General features: G+C 63.3%; 12 protein-coding genes and 6 pseudogenes. 15 read left to right on the plus strand and 3 right to left on the minus strand.

The window, feature by feature from the left end:
- Positions 1-38: 38 nt before the first annotated feature.
- The 10 genes and pseudogenes from aceE (at position 39) to H9K75_RS01370 (ending at position 14,179) form a co-directional block, all read left to right on the plus strand.
- Positions 39-2,725 (plus strand): annotated as a pseudogene (gene aceE / locus H9K75_RS01330) (pyruvate dehydrogenase (acetyl-transferring), homodimeric type).
- A 21-nt stretch (positions 2,726-2,746) separates the two neighbouring features.
- Positions 2,747-4,452, plus strand: a pseudogene (gene aceF / locus H9K75_RS01335) (dihydrolipoyllysine-residue acetyltransferase).
- A gap of 12 nt (positions 4,453-4,464) precedes the next feature.
- A pseudogene (gene lpdA, locus H9K75_RS01340) lies at positions 4,465-6,332 on the plus strand (dihydrolipoyl dehydrogenase).
- 200 nt (positions 6,333-6,532) lie between these two features.
- On the plus strand, positions 6,533-7,594 hold the full coding sequence (locus H9K75_RS01345) for a tripartite tricarboxylate transporter substrate binding protein (protein WP_187724473.1): 1,062 nt from the start codon (positions 6,533-6,535) through the stop codon (positions 7,592-7,594).
- A gap of 174 nt (positions 7,595-7,768) precedes the next feature.
- On the plus strand, positions 7,769-8,020 hold the full coding sequence (locus H9K75_RS01350; protein WP_226858447.1) for a helix-turn-helix domain-containing protein: 252 nt from the start codon (positions 7,769-7,771) through the stop codon (positions 8,018-8,020).
- On the plus strand, positions 8,017-8,469 hold the full coding sequence (locus H9K75_RS01355; protein WP_187724474.1) for a HipA N-terminal domain-containing protein: 453 nt from the start codon (positions 8,017-8,019) through the stop codon (positions 8,467-8,469). Before H9K75_RS01350 ends, H9K75_RS01355 begins: the two co-directional genes overlap by 4 nt.
- Positions 8,444-8,578, plus strand: coding sequence for a hypothetical protein (locus tag H9K75_RS24500; RefSeq protein ID WP_264293941.1), 135 nt, complete (start codon positions 8,444-8,446; stop codon positions 8,576-8,578). The genes H9K75_RS01355 and H9K75_RS24500 overlap by 26 nt, the downstream gene beginning before the upstream one ends.
- 244 nt (positions 8,579-8,822) lie before the next feature.
- Positions 8,823-9,566, plus strand: coding sequence for a translesion DNA synthesis-associated protein ImuA (gene imuA, locus H9K75_RS01360; protein ID WP_187724475.1), 744 nt, complete (start codon positions 8,823-8,825; stop codon positions 9,564-9,566).
- Positions 9,529-10,914, plus strand: a complete 1,386-nt coding sequence (locus H9K75_RS01365) for a DNA polymerase Y subunit UmuC family protein (RefSeq protein WP_187724476.1) — start codon at positions 9,529-9,531, stop codon at positions 10,912-10,914. Before imuA ends, H9K75_RS01365 begins: the two co-directional genes overlap by 38 nt.
- Positions 10,911-14,179 (plus strand): annotated as a pseudogene (locus H9K75_RS01370) (error-prone DNA polymerase). Before H9K75_RS01365 ends, H9K75_RS01370 begins: the two are co-directional and overlap by 4 nt.
- Before the next feature lie 15 nt (positions 14,180-14,194).
- Here the strand turns inward: H9K75_RS01370 and H9K75_RS01375 are convergent.
- The gene (locus H9K75_RS01375) at positions 14,195-15,529 is read right to left on the minus strand and encodes an MmgE/PrpD family protein (RefSeq protein ID WP_187724477.1); all 1,335 of its coding nucleotides are present in this window, start codon (positions 15,527-15,529) and stop codon (positions 14,195-14,197) included.
- A 213-nt stretch (positions 15,530-15,742) separates the two neighbouring features.
- Here H9K75_RS01375 and H9K75_RS01380 point away from each other — a divergent pair.
- The 5 genes and pseudogenes from H9K75_RS01380 (at position 15,743) to H9K75_RS01400 (ending at position 21,845) form a co-directional block, all read left to right on the plus strand.
- Positions 15,743-16,898 (plus strand): annotated as a pseudogene (locus H9K75_RS01380) (acyl-CoA dehydrogenase family protein).
- Between the two features lie 51 nt (positions 16,899-16,949).
- Positions 16,950-17,924 (plus strand): Bug family tripartite tricarboxylate transporter substrate binding protein, encoded by a 975-nt coding sequence (locus H9K75_RS01385; protein ID WP_187724478.1) that lies wholly within the window; start codon positions 16,950-16,952, stop codon positions 17,922-17,924.
- Positions 17,925-17,928: 4 nt separating this feature from the next.
- Positions 17,929-20,003, plus strand: a pseudogene (locus tag H9K75_RS01390) (acetate--CoA ligase family protein).
- Between the two features lie 15 nt (positions 20,004-20,018).
- Complete coding sequence (locus tag H9K75_RS01395) at positions 20,019-20,882, plus strand: alpha/beta fold hydrolase (protein ID WP_187724479.1); 864 nt, start codon at positions 20,019-20,021, stop codon at positions 20,880-20,882.
- A gap of 39 nt (positions 20,883-20,921) precedes the next feature.
- Entirely contained in the window at positions 20,922-21,845 is a 924-nt protein-coding gene (locus tag H9K75_RS01400; RefSeq protein ID WP_187724480.1) for a LysR substrate-binding domain-containing protein, read from the plus strand.
- A gap of 4 nt (positions 21,846-21,849) precedes the next feature.
- On the opposite strand, the gene H9K75_RS01405 is transcribed toward H9K75_RS01400, so the two are convergent.
- Positions 21,850-22,644, minus strand: coding sequence for an N-acyl homoserine lactonase family protein (locus H9K75_RS01405; RefSeq protein WP_187724481.1), 795 nt, complete (start codon positions 22,642-22,644; stop codon positions 21,850-21,852).
- A gap of 7 nt (positions 22,645-22,651) precedes the next feature.
- Entirely contained in the window at positions 22,652-23,878 is a 1,227-nt protein-coding gene (locus H9K75_RS01410; protein WP_187724482.1) for an ABC transporter substrate-binding protein, read from the minus strand.
- Between the last annotated feature and the right edge of the window lie 22 nt (positions 23,879-23,900).

Below are 23,900 nucleotides of genomic sequence, written 5' to 3' on the forward strand. Positions count from 1 at the left end.
TCCGGCAAGTACTAGCAAAAGGAGACTCGGCATGGCAGATGCAACCCCAACAATTCGGGCAAGGAAATCGACCCCAGGAATCACGTGAGTGGATGGACGCACTGTCCGCCGTCATCGACCGGGAAGGTGCGCAATATGCGCATCAGCTGATCGAGGAGCTTCTGGAGCACGCTCGCGAGAACAGTCTCGACATGCCGTTTTCCGCCACCACGGGATATGTCAACACCATCGAGCCGGAACAGGAAGCGCGCTGTCCCGGCAACCTGCACTTTGAAGGCCGCCTGCGTGCCTACATGCGCTGGAACGCCATGGCCATGGTGGTCAAGGCCAATCGCATCCATCCCCCGAGGGTGGTGACCTGGGCGGCCACATCGGCTCCTTCGCCTCGTTGGCCAACATGTTTGGCGCAGGTTTCAACCATTTCTGGCATGCCGAGGACGAGACCCACGGCGGCGACTGCCTGTTCATTCAGGGCCACGTCTCGCCCGGCATCTATGCGCGTGCCTATCTCGAAGGCCGCATCAGCGAAGAGCAGCTCCTGAACTTCCGCCAGGAAGTGGATGGCAAGGGCCTGTCGAGCTATCCGCATCCCAAGCTGATGCCCAATTTCTGGCAGTTCCCCACGGTATCCATGGGCCTGGGTCCGTTGATGGCGATCTACCAGGCGCGCTTTCTCAAATACCTGAACGCACGCGGCATTGCCAACACCGAAAACCGCAAGGTCTGGGTGTTCTGCGGTGACGGCGAGATGGACGAAGTCGAGTCGCTCGGCGCGATCGGCCTCGCAGCGCGCGAAAACCTCGACAACCTGATCTTCGTGATCAACTGCAATCTGCAGCGGCTGGACGGCCCGGTGCGCGGCAACGGCAAGATCATCCAGGAACTCGAAGGCGAATTCCGTGGCTCGGGCTGGAACGTCATCAAGCTCATCTGGGGCAAGGGCTGGGACGAGCTGCTGGCGCGCGACAAGGATGGTGCGCTGCGCAAGATCATGATGGAGTGCAACGACGGCGACTACCAGGCGTTCAAGGCCAACGACGGTGCCTATGTGCGCAAGCATTTCTTCGGCCGCGATCCACGCACGCTGAAGCTGGTCGAGAACATGAGCGACGACGAGATCTGGGAACTGCGCCGTGGTGGTCACGATGCGCAAAAGGTCTATGCCGCGTTCGACGCCGCCAACAAGCACCAGGGTCAGCCGACGGTGCTGCTTGTCAAGACCGTCAAGGGTTTCGGCATGGGCAAGATCGGCGAGGGCAAGAACAACGTTCACCAGACCAAGAAGCTCGGCGACGAGGACATCAAGCTGTTTCGCGACCGCTTCAACATTCCGATTCCGGACAGTCAGATCGCCGACATCCCGTTCTACAAGCCGGCCGACGACACGCCCGAAATGCGCTATCTGCACGAGCGCCGCAAGGCCCTCGGTGGCTACCTGCCGCATCGCCGCGAAAAGGCCGATGAGCAGTTCACCGTGCCGCCGCTCGATACCTTCAAGGCCGTGCTCGAACCCACGCCCGAAGGCCGCGAGATCTCGACCACGCAGGCCTATGTGCGCTTTCTCACGCAACTGCTGCGCGACAAGGAAATCGGCTCGCGCGTCGTGCCGATTCTGGTCGACGAAGCCCGCACCTTCGGCATGGAAGGCCTGTTCCGCCAGATCGGCATCTACAACCCGCATGGCCAGCAGTACACGCCCGTCGACAAAGACCAGGTCATGTACTACAAGGAAGACGTGAAGGGCCAGATCCTGCAGGAAGGCATCAACGAAGCGGGCGGCATGGCCAGTTGGATTGCTGCGGCAACCAGCTACAGCCACAGCAACCGCATCATGATTCCGTTCTACATCTATTACTCGATGTTCGGATTCCAGCGCGTCGGCGATCTGGCCTGGGCGGCGGGCGATTTGCAGGCACGCGGCTTCCTGCTGGGCGGCACCTCCGGTCGCACCACGCTCAATGGCGAAGGTCTGCAGCACGAGGACGGCCACAGCCACATTCTTGCCAACACCATTCCGAACTGCGTCAGCTATGACCCGACCTTCGCGCACGAAGTCGCGGTGATCATGCACGAGGGCCTGCGCCGCATGGTGCAGAACCAGGAAAACGTGTTCTATTACCTCTCGCTGCTCAACGAGAACTATGCAATGCCCGGCCTCACCGCAGGTACCGAAGAGAAGATTCTCAAGGGCATGTACATGTGCAAGTCCGGCGGCGCGGGCGAACTGCGCGCGCAACTGCTGGGTTCGGGCACGATCCTGCGTGAATCGTTCTTTGCACAGGAATTGCTGGCGCAGGACTGGGGCGTTGCTGCCGACGTCTGGAGCTGCCCAAGCTACAACGAATTGACCCGCGACGGTCAGGACGCCGAACGCTGGAACATGCTGCACCCGCTGGAAACTCCGAAAGTGCCCTACGTCACGCAGGAGCTGTCGCAAAGCACCGGCCCGATCGTGTCGTCGACCGATTACATGAAGGCGTACTCCGAGCAGATCCGTCCCTACATCCCCAAGGGCCGTCCGTTCAAGGTGCTGGGCACCGACGGTTTTGGCCGCTCGGACTTCCGCGCCAAGCTGCGCGAGCACTTCGAGGTGAACCGTCACTACATCGTGCTGGCCGCGTTGACCGGTCTGGTCGAAGAGGGCAAGCTGCCCGCACAGAAGCTCGCCGACGCGATTGCCAAGTACGGCATCAAGACGGACAAGATCAACCCGCTGCACGCTTGATAGCCGAAGGGAGACACCAACATGGCATTGACAGAAATTAAAGTCCCGGACATCGGCGATTTCGCGGACGTCGGCGTGATCGAGCTGCTCGTGAAGCCCGGCGACACCGTCGCGGTCGAGCAATCGCTGATCACCGTCGAGTCCGACAAGGCTTCCATGGAGATTCCTTCGAGCCACGCGGGCGTGGTCAAGGAACTCAAGGTCGCAGTCGGCGACAAGGTCAAGGAAGGCTCGGTCGTTCTGATGCTGGAAACGACGGACGCCGCTTCGGCCCCGGCTCCGGCTCCGGCTCCCGCTTCTTCTCCCGCCGCCGCCCCGGCGGCAGAGGGCAGCAGCGAGGGTAGCGCTCCAGCACCCGCTCCCGCGCAGGCCGCAGCACCCGCTCCCCAAGCCGCAGCCGCTCCCGTGAACATGGACATCAAGATCCCGACATCGGGGATTTCAAGGATGTCGCCGTGATCGAGTTGCTGGTCAAGGCCGGCGACACCGTCACCGCCGAACAATCGCTGTTCACCGTGGAATCCGACAAGGCATCGATGGAAATTCCATCGCCCGCCGCCGGCACGATCACCGCGCTCACGCTCAAGGTGGGCGACAAGGTGAACGTGGGCGACGTGGTCGGCCAAATGAGTGCGCAGGGCGCGGCGGCTGCTTCTGCCACTCCCGCTCCCGCAGCGGCACCGGCCGCTGCCGCGCCTGCGCAGGCCGCCGCACCTTCGTCCCAGCCCGCTCCGGCAAGCACCAAGGGGAGTGAGGCCGCCGTGCCGGCACACAATCCAACCGTGCCGCCGTCCGGCAACCTGCCTTATGCATCGCCTTCCGTGCGCAAGTTCGCCCGCGAACTCGGCGTGCCGCTCGAAGAAGTCAAGGGCTCGGGCAACAAGGGCCGCATCACCGCCGAGGACGTGCAGGCCTTCACCAAGCAGGTGATGGCAGGCAGCACGCAGACCAAGGCACAGGCGGCTGCCGCACCCAAGGGTGGTTCGGGCGCGGGTCTGGATCTGCTGCCCTGGCCAAAGGTCGACTTCGCCAAGTTCGGCACCGTGGAGCGCAAGGATCTCTCGCGCATCAAGAAGATTTCGGGTGCCAACCTGTCGCGCAACTGGGTGATGATTCCGCACGTCACCAACAACGACGATGCCGACATCACCGAACTCGAAGCCTTCCGCGTGGCCACCAACAAAGAAAACGAGAAGAGCGGCGTGAAGGTCACGATGCTCGCCTTCGTGATCAAGGCGGTGGTGGCCGCGCTCAAGAAGTTCCCCGAGTTCAATACCAGCCTCGATGGCGACACGCTGGTCTACAAGCAGTACTACAACGTCGGCTTCGCGGCCGATACGCCGAACGGGCTCGTGGTTCCGGTGCTCAAGGATGCCGACAAGAAGGGCATCATGCAGATCAGCCAGGAAATGGGCGAACTCGCCAAGAAGGCACGCGACGGCAAGCTCGGCGCGGCCGACATGCAGGGCGGCTGCATGTCGATTTCGTCTCTGGGCGGCATTGGCGGCACGCATTTCACGCCGATCATCAATGCACCCGAGGTCGCGATCCTCGGCCTGTCCAAGAGCGCGATGAAGCCGGTCTGGGACGGCAAGCAGTTCGTGCCGCGTCTCACGCTGCCGCTGTCGCTGTCCTACGACCACCGCGTGATCGATGGCGCTGCCGCTGCGCGCTTCAACGCCTATCTGGGCGCGGTGCTGGCGGACTTCCGCCGCATTCTGCTGTAAGGGGACCGCATCATGGCAATTGTTGATATCAAGGTTCCCGATATCGGTGACTTCGCGGATGTGGGCGTCATCGAACTGCTGGTCAAACCCGGCGATGCGGTCGAAGTCGATCAGTCGTTGCTGACCGTCGAAAGCGACAAGGCATCGATGGAAATTCCATCGAGCCACGCGGGCGTGGTCAAGGAACTCAAGGTGAAGATCGGCGACCGCGTCTCCGAAGGCTCCGTCATCGTGAGCATGGAAGTGGGCGCGGATTCGACGGCGCTGTCGGCGCCTCCGGGCGATGGCGTGAAGGCAGCGGCGGCATCTGCTCCCGCTCCAACGCCTGCACCCGCGCCAGCCGCAGCGGCTCCGGTAGCTGCAGCCCGGCGCCCGTTGCCAGCAACTTTGGCGGCACGGTCGATCTCGACTGCGATGTCGTGGTTCTCGGCGGTGGCCCCGGCGGCTATTCGGCTGCGTTCCGCGCGGCCGATCTCGGCCTGAAGGTGGTGATCATCGAGCGCTACAAGACGCTCGGCGGCGTCTGCCTGAACGTGGGCTGCATTCCATCGAAGGCGCTGCTGCACGTCGCGGCGGTGATGGACGAGGTCAAGCACCTCGACGTGGCGGGCATCAAGTTCGCGGCGCCCGAGGTCAACATTGACCAACTGCGCGGCCACAAGGACAAGGTCATCGGCAAGCTCACCGGCGGTCTCGGCCAGATGGCCAAGATGCGCAAGGTGACCGTCGTGCGTGGCTTTGGCAGCTTTGTGGGCCCGAACCACATCGAAGTCGATGAAACCACGGGCGACGGCCAGGACAAGACCGGCAGCAAGAAGGTCGTGCAGTTCAAGCGCGCGATCATCGCGGCAGGCTCGCAGGCCGTGCACCTGCCGTTCATGCCCCAGGATGAACGCGTGGTCGATTCGACCGGCGCGCTCGACCTCAAGGCCGTGCCCAAGCGCATGCTGATTCTGGGCGGTGGCATCATCGGCCTTGAAATGGGCACGGTGTATTCCACGCTGGGCGCGCGTCTTGACGTCGTCGAAATGATGGACGGATTGATGCAGGGCGCCGATCGCGACCTCGTCAAGGTCTGGCAGAAGATGAATGCGCCGCGCTTCGACAACATCATGGTCAACACCAAGACCGTGGGTGCCGAAGCAACGCCCGAAGGCATCAAGGTCACGTTCGAGCCCGCGAAGGACGGCGTCACCGTTCCCGAACCGCAGACCTACGATCTGGTGCTGCAAGCCGTGGGCCGCACGCCCAACGGCAAGAAGATTGGCGCGGACAAGGCCGGTGTTTCGGTGACCGATCGCGGCTTCATCGACGTCGACATCCAGATGCGCACCAACGTGCCGCACATCTTCGCGATTGGTGACATCGTCGGTCAGCCGATGCTGGCCCACAAGGCCGTGCACGAGGCGCATGTGGCCGCCGAAGTCATCGCCGGTGAACTGCAGAACAATGCAGAGCTCAAGGCCAGCGCCTTCAATGCGCGCGTGATTCCAAGCGTGGCCTACACCGACCCCGAGGTGGCCTGGGTCGGCCTCACCGAGGATCAGGCCAAGGCCCAGGGCATCAAGGTCAAGAAGGGTCTGTTCCCATGGACCGCCTCGGGTCGTGCGATTGCCAATGGCCGGGACGAAGGCTTCACCAAGCTGCTGTTCGACGATTCACCGGAAGCCCACGGCCACGGCCGCATCCTGGGCGGCGGCATCGTCGGCACCCACGCGGGCGACATGATCGGCGAGATTGCACTGGCGATTGAAATGGGCGCGGACACCGTCGACATCGGCAAGACCATTCACCCGCATCCGACGCTCGGCGAGTCCATCGGCATGGCTGCGGAAGTCGCGCATGGCTCGTGCACGGATTTGCCACCAGCGCGCAAGTAAGAAGGCGCAAGGCAAGACGCGGAAAAGGCAGCCTCGGCTGCCTTTTCCTTTTGAGCGTGGCTCACTCAGTATTCGTAGGCGAACTCTTGCCCGGGATTCGCGGGTAAGCCCTGCATCCGCTGGCCGCTGCCGCGCGCCTTTCGGCGCGGAGTGGGCACTATCATCTTGTTCAAACTCCCGGAAAAAATGAGGACGAGATGATGACAACGACGATCAAGAAGACTGCAAGCCTGTTGGCGGCGGCAGCGCTGCTGGCCGCGAGTCCGCTGGCGCTGGCGGCCTATCCCGACAAGCCGATCAAGCTGATCGTGCCGTTTCCGCCCGGTCAGGCCACCGACATCTTTGCGCGCGCGCTAGCCGAAAAGCTCGGCCAGAAACTGGGGCAGGCCGTCATCGTTGACAACAAGGCCGGTGCGGGCAGCAATATCGGCACCGAATTCGTCGTGCGCGCCGAACCCGACGGCTACACGCTGGTCGTGGCGGGCAGTGCGATGGCGGTCAATCAGACCCTGTACAAGAAGGTCAACTTCGATCCGCGCAAGGATCTGATCGGCGTGACGATGATTGCCAAGGTGCCACTGGTTTTTCTGGCGAACCCGCAGACCGGACTCAAGAGCATGAACGATCTCGTCGCCAAGGTGCGCGCCGAACCGGGCAAGTGGAGCTATGCCAGCGCAGGCATCGGCGGCACGCAGCATTTGAGCGGCGAGATGGTCAAGGCGCGCGCCAGGCTTGATCTGATGCACGTGCCCTACAAGGGCAGCGGCCCGGCGCAGGCCGACTTTATCGGTGGACAGGTGCCGCTGATGGTTGATTCGGTGACGGCGGCGCTGGGTAATATTCAGGCCGGCAAGGCGATTCCCCTGGGCGTGACTTCCTCGACCCGTTCAAGCCAGTTGCCCAATGTGCCGACCATTGCCGAGTCCGGCCTGCCGGAATTCAAGGGCTTCGAGGCCGTCGGCTGGCTGGGTCTGATGGCGCCGAAAGGCACGCCCAAGGCCATCGTCGAGAAGCTCAACCATGAGGCGGTCGACATCCTCAAGAGCGACGACATGCAGAAATTCATTCGCGAACGCGGCTCTGAACCCGATCCCACCACGCCCCAGGAGATGGACAAGTTTGTGGCAAGCGAGATCGTCGAATGGGCAAGGCCGTCAAGCAATCGGGGCGTCAGCGGATTGAGGAGGCGCTGCCCGCGTGCCTTTGATCCGATACCGATGCGCGCTGGCAGCACGGTTCTAAAAAATTACGGAATTTCGTAATTTTATGGAGCAATCTGTGTGAGAGATAAAAATTCCGATATTTCGTAATATTGGGTGTATTGCATAAAAATAGTGCAAAATTACGAAATTCCATATTTTTAAATCCACATGTCCATCCATTCCACGAACGATCCGGCTGGCTCGTCTTCCTCCATGAGAGAGGAGGATTTTTCCGTGCGCTCGCTTGAGGAACTGGGCCGATTCATCCGCGGCGAGCGCAAAAGCCAGAAGCTCGCCATCGATGATGCAGCGGGTTTGATCGGCGTGTCGCCCGACAGCTTTTCGCGCCTTGAGCGGGGCGTGGGCGGAGTGGGCTCGGATCGCCTGCTTGCAATCCTGGACGGGCTGGGCCTGGAGTTGGTGATCCGCCGAAAACACAGCGGGCCGCCTACGCAAGTCATCGAGACCAAGAGCATCCGGTCATGACCGAAGGCCGCTCGGCTCTTGGCATCTGGTACGGCAGCATGCCAGTCGGAAGCCTTTATTTCGACCATCGCGACGAGCGCTGGAGCTTGCAGTATTTGCCGGCATGGCTCGCCGAACCATCTGCCTTTGCACTGTCTCCGCAATTACCGTTGCATCCGCCCGCAGAGGGGCATAGGTCCTCGACGGTGCGGCGCTTCTTGCAGAACCTGTTGCCCGAAGGCCAGCAGTTGGACGACGTTGCCAAATCCTGCGGATTGAGCAAGAACAACGTCTACGGTCTGGTGCAGGCGCTCGGTGCAGAGACTACAGGCGCGTTCCGGTTTCTGCCCATTGATGTCACCGAGGACGGGCCGCAAGATCAACCGCCGCGCTTGGGAGGCGCAGAAACTGGCCTCTGCTGCAAGGCGACACGCGCCGGAACTCGTGCGTGCCGAGGTGTACAGCAATGACGAGCGCCCGTTCGTGAGTCGCATTGCGGACTACGTGGATGGACAGGCGCGGTGGCTCATGGAGCTGGCTGGCGAGGCCTCCAGATTCAAGGCTGCGGACTTTTCCTGACGCTCGATCCGGCTGAGCAGGGCCGACCCCATGTTGGCAGGGCGGTGATGAGATGATTTCGAATAAATACTGTATATTTAAACAGTATTTATTTGATGATTCATTGACCGATGACCGCCGCCAACCCCTATCCCTTAGCCGCCCCGGCAGGAGCGCACAGGCTTGCCGCCATCGAGCCGGCGAGCCTGTCGCGGCTGGGTGTCTGGAGGGGGGAGATTGGCAGTCGGCCAATGATGATGCGACCGTGCGCACCTTGGCGTCGGGGTATGCGGCGCTGGATGCGCAACTGCCCGGCGGCGGCTGGCCTTTGGGAGGCATGTCGGAGATGCTGCTGCCCGCCGCGTTGCATCCCGAGTGGAGTCTCGTCGCCAAGGCGCTTGCGCAGGTGCTTTCGCAGCAGCCTCAGCAACACGCGGTGCTGGTGGCGCCGCCGTTCCAGATGTTTGCGCCCTTCGCGGAGATTTCAGGCGTTGCCGCGCGGCAGTTGTGCTGCGTGCATTCCGGACACACGGAACAGGAACATGGAGCGCGCAAGAGAGGCCAGATGGGCGATGCCCGCAGCGTCTGGGTCAGCGAGCAGGCCCTGCGTTGCGGTGATGTCTGCGCGGTGCTCGCGTGGTTGCCGCATGCCCAGTCGCAGGCGCTGCGGCGTCTGCAATTGCTGGCCGCGCAGCAGCGGCAACTGCTGTGGGTGTTCCGGCCCGAACAGGCGCGGGCGCAGTCTTCTCCCGCGCCGCTGCGCCTGTGGCTGCGCGTGCTGGACAGGAGCGTACAGGTTCATGTGATCAAGCGGCGCGGTCCATCCCTGACGACGCCGGTGGAATTGCCGCTGCTGCACGAGCGGCTGCTGGCCGAGCTGGCGGCGCAGGCGCGGCGCAAGGAACGCTCGCATGCGGACGCGACCGCCATGCTGCGTGCGCTCAGGGCCACGGGATCGCAGGAGGTGCCCCATGCATTGGATGGCATGGCGTTTGCCGCTCGGCGATGAGCAGCTTGCGAACATGTCTGCATCGGCCATTGCGGCCTGCGGCTGGTGGGCGCTGCAGTTCACGCCCAATGTGGCCGTGCTCGACGAGGCCTTGCTGCTGGATGTGCAAAGTGCCGAGCGACTCTGGGGCGGGCGTGCCGCGCTGCGGCGCTTGCTGCTCGAACATGTGCCGCAGTCGTCGTCGGTGCCTCACGATTGTGCCGACGCGCGCAGCCACTGGGCCGAGGGACCCACGGCCTTGCAGGCGCTCGCGCTGCTGCGTCTCAAACACGGCGGTGGGCCACGGCCATCGCAGATTCCGCAAGGCTTGCCGATGCATACGTTGACGGCGCTCAGGCCGCATCTGACGACGTTGAACAATCTGGGTTGCCGCACGCTGGGCGATGTGCGCGCCTTGCCGCGCGCGGGCGTGGCGCGCAGGCTGGGGGCACAGAGCCTGCTCGCACTTGACCAGCTATGGGGCGAGCGCGCCTGTCCGCTGTCCTGGCTCGAGCTGCCCGGGCATTTCGATCTGGAGCTGGAACTGCCGTACATCGCCGCATCTTCTGCCGATCTGCTGCACGCATCCGAGCATCTGCTGACCGCGCTGCAAGGCTGGCTGCGCGCGCGCCATCAGGGTGTGCTGCGACTGAGCATGCGCTGGAAACATGATCTGCGGCGGCTCGATGGGGTCGATCTTGCGCCCTGGGGCGAGATGGAACTGCGCACGGCAGAGCCCTTGCAGGAGCTGTCGCATCTGCGGCGTTTGCTGGCCGAGCACATGGCGCACGAGCGGCTGGCTGCGCCGGTCAACCGGCTCACCATGAAAACGCTGGAGATTCAGCCCGTCAGGCAGCTGAACGAAAGCCTGTTGCCCAAGTCGGCCAACGAGAGCGATGGCGAGCCATGGAATCAGTTTGTCGAACGGGTGAGCGCGCGGCTTGGCGAAGATTGCCTGCGCGTGCCGACAAGACAGGCTGATCATCGGCCCGAGCACATGCAGATCTGGCAAAGCGCCAGTCATGTGATGCGCCTGGACGCGCACCGAAAAGCGGACATGGATGCCGATCCACGGGCCGCGCTCTGGCCCGCATGGCTTTTGCCCGCGCCCGAGTTGCTCGCGACACGCCAGCACAGGCCCTGTCTGCGCGGACAGACCTTGAGCCTCAAGGCTGGCCCCGAGCGGTTTGAAAGCGGCTGGTGGGAGGCCGAAGACGCGTTGCCGAAGGAAGGCTCGATCGGTCCCCCGGCCGCACCGGGAGGCAGCAAGCGCGAGTATTTCGTCGCTCACAATGCCGCCGCAGGCTGGGTGTGGATCTTTCGCGAAACCAGCACGCTCGATTGGTATCTGCACGGGTTCTATGGATGAGCGCCATGGCCGCAGAACACGCTCCGCCCACACTTGCCCTGCCGGGGTATGCGGAACTGCACTGCCTCAGCAATTTCAGCTTTCAACGCGGAGCCTCGCATCCAGCGGAACTGGTGGAGCGCGCCGAGCAACTGGGTTATGTGGCGCTCGCCATCACCGATGAATGCTCGGTCGCCGGCGTGGTGCGAGCCTGGCTGGCCGTGCAGCATCTGGTGGCCAGGCGCAAGGAAGATCAGGCGAAGGGAGAGGCTCTGCGGGACTTCGAGCTTGCCTTGCTCTATGGCAGCGAGTTCCAGTTCGGCGATCTGTGCATCGTCGCCATTGCACGGGATTTGCAGGGCTGGGGTGATCTGTGCGAATTCATCACGGCCGCGCGTTCAGCGGCGCTCAAGGGCTCTTACCGGCTGACTTCGGCATCACCCTGGCGGCTGCTGCATGGCTGCGAACTGCTGATTGCGCCGCATCGCGCGGCCTTCATGCTCGGCGATGGCGAGGCGACCCTTTTGACCCAGGCGTTGGAGAGCGCAAAAGCCATGCTGGGCTGCGATTTCTCGATTGCGGTGGAATTGCACAAGGGCTCCGGCGACAGTCTGTGGCTGCAGATGCTGGAGCAGGCCGCGCAGAGTCTGAACCTTCTGCTGGTGGCTGCGGGTGGCGTGCTGATGCATGAGCGCGCGCGCAAGTCGCTGCTGGATGTGATCACCGCCGTGGGGCAGGGCTGTAGCGTGGCCGAGTGCGGACATGCGCTCGAGCCCAATGCCGAGCGGCGCTTGCGAACCCGCGCGCAACTGGCCTCCGTGTATCCGCCGCAATTGCTGGCGGCCACGCTCGCGGTGGCGCGCCGCTGCGAATTCAGGCTGGAGCAGATTCGCTACAACTATCCGCTGGAAACCGTTCTTGCGGGAAAGACCGCGCAACAGACGCTGGCCTGGCTCACCTGGGAAGGCGCGCGCGGCTGGTATCCGCACGGCATTCCCCTCGACATACAGAACCAGATCCACAACGAACTCGACCTGATCGCCGACCTGGGCTACGAGATGTACTTTCTGACCGTGCATGACATCGTCCGGTTTGCACGCAGCCAGGGCATTCTGTGCCAGGGACGGGCTCTGCCGCCAATTCGGTGATCTGCTATTTCCTTGGCATCACGGCGGTGAAGCCGGAAAAGGGCAATCTGCTGTTCGAGCGCTTCATCAGCAAGGAGCGCAAGGAGCCGCCCGACATCGACGTGGACTTCGAGCACGAGCGGCGCGAGGAAGTCATCCAGTACATCTACGAAAAGTACGGCCACGAGCGGGCGGCCATCACGGCGGTCGTCATCTCCTACCGGCTGCGCAGCGCATTGCGCGATGTCGGCAAGGCACTGGGCGTGGCGCCTGCCTTGGTCGATGCGTTCGCAAAAGACCATCACTGGTTCGACGAAGGCGCCGCAGAAGATCGCCTGCAGGGACTGGCCCTCGACGTGGGCGTGTGCATCAGCGCACATGCGGCGCACTGGTGGCTCAAGCTGACGCGAGAACTCTACAAATTCCCGCGCCATCTGAGCCAGCACGTGGGCGGCTTCGTGCTCACGCAGGACAAGCTCACGCGCCTGGTTCCCATCGAGCCGGCCAGCATGGAAAAGCGCTCGATCATCCAGTGGGACAAGGATGACCTCGATGCCATGAACCTGCTCAAGGTCGACGTGCTGGCGCTCGGGATGCTCACCGCGCTGCGTCGCTGCGTGGACATGCGCAACACCCTCCGCGAGGAGCCGTGGACGCTGCTCAGCGAGATTCCGACGGAAGACCCTGCCACTTACGAAATGATCTGCGCGGCGGACACCGTTGGCACCTTCCAGATCGAAAGCCGCGCCCAGATGAGCATGCTGCCGCGCCTGCAGCCGCGCGAGTTCTATGACCTGGTGGTGGAGGTCGCCATCGTGCGGCCCGGGCCGATTCAGGGCGGTATGGTGCACCCCTACCTGATCGCGAGAGAACGCAAGCGAAACGGGGGCGAACTACAGCTCGAAAAGCCGGAACTCAGGCCGGCCCTGGAGCGCACGCTCGGCATCCCCATCTTTCAGGAACAGGTCATGCAGATCGCGATGGCCGCCGCGGGTTTCACGGCCGCCGAAGCCGACGCGTTGCGTCGCTCGATGGCCGCGTGGAAGCGCACGGGCGGCGTGCACCACTTCAAGGATCGCGTGATCGAGGGCATGGTGAACAATGACTACCGGCGCGAATTCGCAGAGCAAATCTTCCAGCAGATGCTCGGCTTCGGCGAATACGGCTTTCCCGAAAGCCACGCCTACAGCTTTGCCTTGCTCGCCTACGCCAGTGCATGGTTCAAGCGCCATGAACCGGCGTGCTTTCTGGCCGCGCTGCTCAACTCGCAACCCATGGGCTTCTACACGCCGTCGCAACTCGTGCAGGACGCACGCAGGCACGGCGTGCGCGTGCTGCCGGTCGATGTGACGGCCAGCGATTGGCTCAGCACGCTGGAGGCACCGCTCGCGCCGATTCGCGACATCGAGCAGCCGCAGCCCGCTGTTCGGCTGGGCTTGAATTTTGTGGCGCATCTCGAAGGCACTGCGGCCCAGCGACTGCTCGCCGCGCGCGCGCAGGCCCCGTTTGAAAGCACACAGGATCTGGCGCTGCGCGCGCAGCTCGACCGCCATGACCTGCAGGCACTCGCCGCAGCCGATGCCATGACAAGTCTTTCCGGGCACCGCCGCCAGCAAATGTGGGATGCCGCAGCCCAATGGCGCGCGCCCCCGTTGCTGCGGGAAACGCCGACGCACGAGCACCGCCTGGAGTTGCCCGAAGCGAAAGAGGGCGAGGCGATTCTGTTCGACTATGCGGCCACCGGCCTCACGGTGGTTCGCAGCCACCCGCTGAGTCTGTTGCGCAGCAAGCTCGACCGCTGGAAAATCCGCACCGCCGCGCAGTTGCTGGACATTCCCGACGGCCGACGCATGCGTGCCGCCGGCATCGTCACCGTGCGCCAGCGGCCCGGCACGGCCAAGGGCACGATGTTTGTCTCGCTCGAAGATGAAACCGGCACGGTGAACGTGGTGGTATGGCCGTCAATTCTCGAGAAGTGGCGCGAGCCGCTATTGCGCTCCCGCCTGCTGGCCGTGGAGGGCACATGGCAACGCAGCCAGCCCAACAAAAGCGCACCGCAACACGCGACCTGCCATCTGATTGCCGAACGGGTGATCGATCTGACACAGCTGCTTGGTCGATTGGGCCCGGTGCTCAACGGCAGCCGGGATTTTCACTAAGCGGCGCTGTATTGCTCAGCACAACGCGCCGAGATCCTTCGCCTCATCGAGCTTCCACAGCGCAGCCGAGAGCGTCTTGCTGCGCGCTTCGCCCAGGGTGGGCAGGCCGAGCTCCAGAAATTTGTCGTTGAGTTCCGCATCTGTGAGCGGCAGGTCCGGGTCGCCCTTGCGCGTGGGCTGGAGCATCGAGTGTTGCTGGCCGCCCTTGGTGGTGATGCTGACCTGGGCCGATCGTTGGCCGGGGAAGCGGGCGTCGGCGGTTTCGTCCACTTGCAGTTCGATGCGCGACATGAGCGCGCGGATGGCGGGGGAGGCGAGGCGTTCGGGCTCGAAGGCCGCGAGGCGCACGCTGCCGTGAATGAGCGCGGTCGCCACCACGAAGGTGATGCTGAAGCGCGCCTCGGGAGCCGTTGTCGGGTGGCTATTGCCCGCTACGGCAATTGCGGGCGAGTAGGTGGCGATGACGACCTTCTCGATGTCCTGCACGTCGATGCCGTGCCGTTGCTGAAGCGTGAGCACGCCGTCGATGGGAGCGAATGTGTGGCCGCAGCAGGCGTGGTTCTTGAAGGTCATGGAGTTGATGTTGAACGCTGTGCCGAGATCATCCAGCGCATGGCTCCAGTCCGGGCTGTTGCTCATGGCATGGCCGAGGCCGGCCTCGCCCTCGAATACATCCAGCGATGAGATCACGCCCTGTTGCGCCATCATGGCCGCCGTCACGCCGGCTTCGGCGGCGCGGCCCGAATGCAGTGGCTTGGCCAGCGAGTCCATCTTGAAGGCCTGTTGCAGTCCCGCCGCGAACGTGGCCGAGAGCGCGATGGCGTTGGCGGTCTGCACCGCGTTCAGACCCAGCAGATAGGCCGCGGCCGTGGCTGCGCCGAATGTGCCGACCGTGCCGGTGTTGTGCCAATGCTGGTAGTGCGTGCGGCCCAGCGTGCGGCCGATGCGGGTCGAGGTCTCGTAGCCCGCGATGGCGGCCTTGAGGAATTCCATGCCACTCACTTCAAGCGCCTGTCCCACGGCCATCGCGGCGGAGAACGTGGGCGCACCGGGGTGGTAGATCGCTTCGCGGTAGATGTCGTCGACCTCGGCGGTGTGCGAGGCCGTGCCGTTGATCAGTGCTGCGGCCCGGGTGCTTGCGGCGCGGCCGAGTGGCAGTCGCGCCTTGCCCTGATCGAGTTCCAGCGCCAGCGATTTTTCCACCATGGGCGTGGGCGCCATCGGGTAGCCCGCGAGCAGGGCGCCATACCAGTCGACGAGGGCGCGCCTGGCGTGATGCATGACTTCGGCACCGACCGGGGTGTTGTGGAAATCGGCGGTGAATCGACCTAGTTTTTCGCTGACAAACATGGTGCTTGTTCTCCGGAAGATGTGAGAGTTTTTGTCCCGATTTTTGAAGACATGGCTGCAATCATCCAGCGGATCGCGCTTGCGCAGGAAGACGAGTTGTCTGTGAGTCATGTGTTTTGGTTCTTTCTCGCGGCAAAACCGGAAGAACTGGACGGCGGCTTGCCACTGCATGATTTGCCCATCGAACAACCACCCATTGGGGCTTTTTGCATCATGGACTTCACACTTTCGCCGGAGCATCAGGAATTCGCAGACAGCGTGGCGCGCTTTGCCAGGGACAAGCTGGCACCCGGCGCGCTGGAGCGGGCGCATTCGTCCCACTATCCGTGGGACACCGCCAGGCTTCTGTCGGAACAAGGGCTGCTCGGCATCACCTTTCCCGAGGAGGATGGTGGCCAGGGCGGCACGCTGATGCATGCGGTACTCGCGATCCAGCAGGTGGCGCTGCATTGCCCCAAGAGCGCGGACATCGTGCAGGCCGGCAACTTCGGGCCGATCCGCACCTTCGTGGAATATGCTTCGCCCGAGCAGAAAAAGCGTTTTCTGCCCGATCTGCTGGCCGGACAAAAACTCATCTCTTTGGGCATGACCGAGCCGGATGCGGGCTCTGCCGTGACCGAGCTGAAGACCAGCGCCACCGAGGACGGCGATCACTACATCATCAATGGCAGCAAGGTGTTCTCCACGCACAGTCCCGAGGCCGAACTGTTCCTGGTCTATGTGCGCTTTGGCCCCGGTGTGGGCGGCATCGGCTCGGTGCTGATCGAAAAGGGCACGCCGGGTTTCGAGGTTGGCAAGCCGTCGAGCTTCATGAACGGCGAGCAGTGGTCGCAACTGTATTTCGAAAACTGCCGCATTCCCAGGGAAAACGTGCTGCTCGGGCGGGCGGTTTCAAGAAGCAGATCTCGGGCTTCAACGTGGAGCGTCTGGGCAACTCGTCGCGCGCGCTGGCGCTGGGTCGCTATGCGTTCAACCATGCGCGCGAGCATGCGCTCACCCGCAAGCAGTTTGGGCGCGAACTGTGTGAATTCCAGGGCCTGCAATGGAAGTTTGCCGAGATGTGGATGAAGCTCGAGCAGGCGCAACTGCTGCTCTACAAGGCAGCACTGGAAGGCGAACATGGGCTGCCGAGCGCCCAGAGCACAGCGATGGCCAAGCTCGCGTGCAACATGGCCGGTTGGGATGTCTCCAACGAAGCACTGCAGGTGATGGGGGCATGGGCTTCAGCCAGGAAGCGCTGATCGAGTACTGCGTGCGCCGCACGCGTGGCTGGATGATCGCCGGAGGCTCCATCGAAATCCTCAAGAACCGCATCGCGGAAGGCGTGTTTGATCGCACCTTCTCGCAGCGTGCGCCCAAGGCCGCCTGAGTCGGTCGCCAGCCATCCACGGGATTCACCCTCATCCAAGGAGACACACCCATGCAACGCAGATTCGCAAACCTCGCCCTCGCTTCGCTGTGCGCACTGGCTTTCACGGGCGCCCATGCCGCAGGTGCCGATGGCTATCCCGCCAAGACGGTGAAGATCATCGTCGGCTTTCAGGCGGGTGGTCCGACCGACGTGACCGCGCGCCTGATCGCACGCGCCCTGTCGGACGAACTCAAGGTGCCGTTCATCGTGGAAAACAAGCCCGGCGCGACCAGCAACATCGCCTCGGAAATGGTGGCCGCTGCCGCGCCCGACGGCTACACGCTGCTGGTGGCTGCGTCGCCGCTCACGATGAACAAGTTCGTGTTTCCGCAGCAGAAATTCGATCCGATCAAGAGTTTCGAGCCGATCTCCAAGATTTCCTCGGCCCCCGGCGTGCTGGCGATCAGCCCGAATCTGCCGGCCAGGAACTGGAAGGAGTTCGAGGCGCTTGCCAGGAAGAAGCCCGATGCACTGTCCTATGGCAGCACGGGACAGGGCGGCTCTCAGCACATGGCGATGCTGCGGCTTGAGCAGCTCACCGGCATCAAGATGGTGCACGTGCCCTATGGCGGCACGACCGGCGTGATCAACGACCTGATGGGCAGCGTGATCGACGTGGCCTTCATGACATCCACGGGCGCGATGCCCAACCTTGAAGCAGGCAAGGTGCGACCGATTGCGATTGCCGGGCCGCAGCGGTTGCAGGGTCTGCCGAACGTGCCGACCTTCAAGGAGCTTGGCGTGCCCGAGATGAAGTCCGATTCCTGGAATGCTCTGCTGGCACCGGCTGGAACGCCCAAGCCGGTCATCGACAAGCTGGCCGCGGCGGTGCAGAAGGCCGTCAAGACGCAGATCTTCAAGGACACGCTGATTCCGCAGGGAGCGGTGCTGATCGGCAATTCTCCGCAAGAATTCAAGGCCGAATTGAGCGAGGAAGTGTCCTTCTGGGGCGATCAGTTCAAGAAAGCAAAAATCGGAAACTGAGCCCATGTCGAACACATCCCCCACATCCTCCGATCTGTGCCAGGCGCTGCTCTATCCGCGCAGCGTCGCGCTGGTCGGCGCCTCCGACGACAGCCAGAAAACCGGTGGTCGTCCCCAGCAGTTCCTGCGCCGCGCGGGATTTGCGGGCAAGGTCTATCCAATCAATCCCAATCGCGAACAGGTGCAGGGCGAGCAGGCCTGGCCCTCGCTCGCGGCGCTGCCCGAAGTGCCGGACACCGTCTTCGTGCTGTCGCCCACCGATACCGTGGTGGACACGGTGCGCGAGTGCGCGCGCCTTGGAGTGAAGCTGGTGGTGATTCTGGCGAGCGGCTTTTCCGAGACCGGCCCCGAAGGCGCGGCGCGCGAAGAGGCGCTCGGCAAGATCGCCAGGGAGACTGGCATTCGCCTGCTGGGCCCGAGCAGCCTGGGCGTGGTCAATCCCTCCAACGGCCTGATGCTGACGGCGAACGCCGCATTTGCCGAGCCCGACATGCCCCGGGGCAAGGTGTTCGTCGCCTCGCACAGCGGCAGCATGATCGGCGCGCTGGTTTCGCGCGGCAAGGCGCGCGGGTGGGCTTTGCCGGACTGGTGTCGGTGGGCAGCGAGGTCGATCTGAGTGTCGGCGAAATCTGCATGGCGACGCTCGATGATCCGAACATCGAAGGCTACGTGCTGTTTCTCGAGAGCCTGCACCACGGTGACAAGCTCAAGGCCTTTGCGCGCGAGGCGGCTAGGCGCGGCAAGCCAGTGGTGGCGTACAAGCTGGGCCGGTCGAGCGCGGCGGCGGAGATGTCGGCCACGCATACCGGCGCGCTGGCGGGCGAGGACGACATTGCCGACGCGCTGCTCAAGGACCTCGGCGTGGTGCGCGTGGAGATGCTCGAGACGCTGTTTGAAGTCATGCCGCTTGCGAAGAAGCTGCCCGTCGCGCGCCGCATCCGCAAGCGCGTGGGAGTGGTCACCACGACCGGCGGCGGCGCGGCGATGGTGGTCGATCAGCTCGGCATTCGCGATGTGACGGTGGAGCCGGTTTCTCCCGAGACACTGGCCAAGCTGCAGGCGGCGAGCATTCCCGGCACGGCGGGCCGCGTGCTTGACCTGACGCTTGCGGGCACGAAATACGACGTGATGAAGAAGGCGCTCGACATCCTGCTCGAAGCCCCGGAGTTCGATCTGGTTGTCGCCGTGGTGGGCTCCTCGGCGCGCTTCAATCCCGATCTGGCTGTCAAACCCATCATCGACAGTGCCGATCATGACAAGCCGCTGCTCGCGATGCTCGTGCCCGATGCGCCCGACGCGCTCGCGCAACTGACCGAGGCGCAGATTCCTTGCTTTCGCACCCCCGAAGTCTGTGCCGATGCGATTGCGGCGGTGTTCGCGCGCCGTGAGCCTGGCCGCGTGGCCACGGCTGGGCAGGTGCCCGATGCACGTTCGCTCAAGGAATCCGATGCCTACGCGCTGCTCGATGAACTGAAGGTGCCGCACGCGCCCGCAGCCACGTTTGCGATGGACGCGCCGCCCGCGGATCTGCCGTTTGACTATCCCGTGGTGGCCAAGGTCTGCTCGGCGCAGATTCCGCACAAGACCGAGGTCGGCGGTGTGCTGCTCGGCATCCAGAACGCACAGCAGTTGTCCGACGCCTTCACCACGCTCAGCCACAATCTGGCCGAACGCGCTCCGGGCATTGCCTGCGACGAGGTGCTCGTGCAGCCCATGCGCAAGGGCCTGACCGAAGTGCTGGTGGGCTACCGTGTCGATGTCGATGCGGGGCCGATCATCATGCTTGCGGCGGGCGGCATCTGGGCCGAGATCATGAAGGATCGCAGCATCCGGCTCGCCCCGGTGACGGTCGAAGTCGCGCAAGAGATGATCGGCGAGGTGCGCATGCTGCAGACCGTCGCCGGTCTGCGTGGCACGAAGAAAGGTGACCTGCGGGCGCTGGCGCAGACGATTGCCAACCTGTCGAATCTGGCGGTCAGGCCGGAACTCAAGGTCAGCGAGGCCGAGGTGAATCCGCTCATGGTCATGCCCGAAGGCGAGGGCGTGCTCGCGGTGGACGCATTGATTCTTCAGGCCTGAAACCGGGACCGGCGCATGCACGAAGAAGATCAGGAAGTACGCACCATTCCCGATGAGGTGACTGCGCAGCTTGCGCGATCCCGCGAGCGCACCACGCAGTACGCAGGCCGCAGCGTGCATTGGCGCGAGTGGTGCCGAGAGCAGGACCAGGTGCCGCTCATTGCGCTGCACGGCGGTCATGGCTCATGGCTGCACTGGCTGCGCAACATCGAGGCATTCAGCGCCAATTACCGCGTGCTGCTGCCCGACATGCCGGGGTTTGGCGAGTCGGAGGACTTTGATCTTGCGGCACGCGATCCGGCACGCCTCGATCTGCTGACCGAGGCGCTGTGCCAGGGCATCCGCGATTTGGTGGGCACGTTGACGCCGTTTCACCTGATCGGATTCTCGTTCGGCGGCCTGATCGCGGGCATGGTCGCGGCGCGCATGCCGCAGATCCGCACGCTCACACTGCTGGGCACCGCAGGTCATGGCTTTCGCCGCGCAAGCGAGCCGCCGATGCGCAACTGGCGCGACTTCGATGGCGATCAGCGCAAAGAGGTGCTGCGCGACAATCTGCAAGCCTTCATGCTGGCCAGCCCAGCGGACGAGACCGCGTGCTGGATACACGCGCAGTCGTGCGAAAACACGCGTTTCTACAGCAAGAGCTATTCTCGCAAGGCCTCGCTCGCGGCGTCTCTTGGCGATGTGAAGGCGCCGGTGCTCATGCTCTGGGGCGAGAACGACGTGACCGCCGAGCCGGTGATGGCTGCCGAGCAGCTGGCTCAGAATCGCACGGAACGCGAATGGATGATCATTCCGAGCGCCGGCCATTGGGTGCAATACGAGGCCGCGGCCACCGTCAACGTGCTGCTCGCATACTGGTTATCCCAACGCTGAAATATGCAGGCCCAGGCCGTGCGCTTCTACAATCAGGCCATGTCGAAAAAGCTCCCTCCGCTCAACCCTCTGAAGGTTTTTGACGCCGTCGTGCGTACCCAGAACCTGACCAAGGCTGCGCAGGAGCTGCACATCAGCCAGTCCGCCGTGAGCAAGCAGCTCAACGTGCTGCAAACCTATCTGGGCATTGAACTCTTTCGGCGCGAGCGCCATGGCATCAGCCTCACGCAAGCCGGATTGCAATATGGCGAGGAAATCGCGCCCGCGTTCGAGGCGATCTCGAAGGCCACGGCCGAGATCATGCGCAGCGGCTCGGACAACACGCTGCGCATCCAGACCTACACCACCTTTGCCGCCAAGTGGCTGATTCCGCGCCTGTCGGATTTTCATGCGCGCTACAAGGATGTGTCGGTGGTTATCACCAACTCCGTCAAGCCGGTGGATTTTGATCGCGACAACGTCGATCTCGCCATCCAGATGGGAAACGGCGCATGGCAGGGGCAGGATGCCGACTTTCTGTTCGAGGACATCATCGAGCCCGTGTGCAGTCCGGATTTCTTCAAGAAATTCGCACCCGATCCGGCCTATCCGCGCGCGTTGCTGCGCACCTGTTTGCTCGTGTCGCATTACCGGCAGGACGACTGGCCCACCTGGACACGCCTGTGTCGCTATGGCGAGGACATTGCCGAGACCGAGCGCATGCGTTTCAGTACCTCGGTGCTGACCTGGCAGGCGGCAGTGGAGGGCCTCGGCATCGCCGTGGGACAGACTTCGTTGCTGGCCGATGACCTGCGCGCGCAGCGTCTGGTGCGGCCATTCAATCTGCCGGTGCGCACCGGCGCGTCGTATTATCTGGTGCGTCCACAACTACAGCGGCATGCGCGCAAGGTCATGCTGTTTAGGGAGTGGATCAAGGAGCAGATTGCGCAGTCGCTGGCAGCGGCCCATCCCCCAGGCTACTGACACCTCAGGCGATGCGGTGGATCGAGCTTCCGGGAATGTCGAGCCGCTCGAATCTCTCGCAAACCCGGGGATCGTGCCCGGGAATGATGTTAGCGTCGCCGTCCGCGAGCTGCCTGATCAGCCCATAGCCGGTCATCATGTCGGCCTTGCTGAAAATAGCGGGAAATGGATTCATGCGCGCAAGATTCTCGTAGTAGTGCGCCGCATCGGACGCGAGCACCACCCAGCCTTTTGTCGTCATCACCCGCACGATCTGCAGGCCATCGGTATGCCCGCCCACGCGGTGGAACTCGATACTCGGCGCAAACGCGTGCGCCCCGTCGATGAGACGCACCTCGCCCTCATAGAGGCGCTTGAGCACCACCGCAATGTCGTCGAGCGCGAAGAAATGATTCTGCTTCCTGTCGCACATGCATTTGCCTGTGGCATAGGCGATCTCGCGTTCCTGAAGCCAGACCGTGGCATCGGGAAACTGATTCACGTTACCCGCGTGGTCGTAGTGCAGATGGGTGAGCACCACATGCTTCACGTCGCTGGCCTGAACACCCAGGGCCGCAAGGGCAGCGACAGGCTCCTGAACAAACGAGCGATTGCGCGCGAGCGCGGAAACCCGGCTGAAGCCGGTATCGATCAGCAACAGTTGATCGCCGCCGCGCACCAGCCAGACGAAGAAATCGAGCGGCATCGGCGCGTCGGGATCACCATCGACCGGTTCGAGAAAATTGCTTTGCCGCGCGCGCTCGACGCTGGCGTACTTGATCGCATACACCTCGTAGCTGTCGATTGAGCCGCTTGCCATGCCGGGCCTACTTCTTCACCAGAGCGCACTTGCTCTGTGCAAGGCCCTCGAAGGCTTCGCTGCCGGGGACGGTCTCCTCGATGCTGTAGTAGTCCCAGGGTTTCCTGGACTCTGCAGGGGTCTTCACCTTCACGAGAAACATGTCGTGCACCATCTTGCCGTCGTCGCGCAGCTTGCCATTCTTGGCGAACGCATCGTTGATGCTCATGCGCTTCATGGCCTTGATGACTTCGGTGACGTCGTCGGTCTTCGCCTGTTCGACGGCCTTCAGATACGTGCGGATGGCGGAGTATTGACCGGCTTGGAGCGCGGTCGGCATGCGCTTCATCTTCTTCATGAATTTCTCGGCGAATTGGCGCGAGGCGTTGTCGTAGTCCCAGTAGAAGGACTCGGCAAACATCATGCCACCGGCGTTCTTGAGCCCGAGCCCATGCACGTCCATGATGCTCATGAGCATCGCAACGCTGGCCTGTCCGCCAGTGCCCAGGCCGAATTCGCGGCCCTGCTTGATCGCGTTCTGCAGATCGAGGCCCGCCGTGGCAATGGCCACCGCGCTGGCCTTGCTCTCGTTGGCCTTCACGATGTAGGAGGCAAAATCGTTGCCTGGGAACGGGTAGCGCGACGAACCCACGACCTTGCCGCCCGCATCCTCGATGAAACGCTTGCCATCGTTTTCCAGAGAATGGCCGAATGCATAGTCGGCGGTCACGTAGTACCAGGTCTTGAAGCCCTTCTTGACCAGCGACTTGGTGCCGACATTGGCGAGCGCGTAGGAGTCATAGACCCAGTGCACGTTGTTGGGAGAGCAGTCCTCGTTGCTGATGCGCTGCGCGCCCGCGCCGGTCACGATGGACATGCGGCCCTTTTCCTGCGCAATCTTCATGGCCGCAAGCGCCACGGCACTGTTGCCCAGCTCGGTCACGGCGTCCACCTTGTCGCGGTCCAGCCATTCGCGCGTCTTGGTCGAGGCGATGTCCGCCTTGTTCTGGTGATCGGCGGTCACGACTTCGATGGGCATGCCCAGCACCTTGCCGCCGAATTCTTCCACCGCGATTTCGGTCGCAACGATGGAGCCCTTGCCGACGTTGTCCATGAACGGGCCATTGATGTCGGTGAGCACGCCAATCTTGACGATGCCGTCGGAAATCTTTGCCGTGCCGGTTTGCGCATGAGCGGCACCGAACAGCACGCTGATCGCGGAAAGTACCGCTGCCGATGAGTATCTGAATTTCATGGTCTTGTGTCTCCTGAACGGG

Origin of the sequence: Diaphorobacter aerolatus, assembly GCF_014489535.1 — a bacterium.
GTDB classification, from domain to species: Bacteria; Pseudomonadota; Gammaproteobacteria; order Burkholderiales; family Burkholderiaceae_C; genus Diaphorobacter_A; species Diaphorobacter_A aerolatus.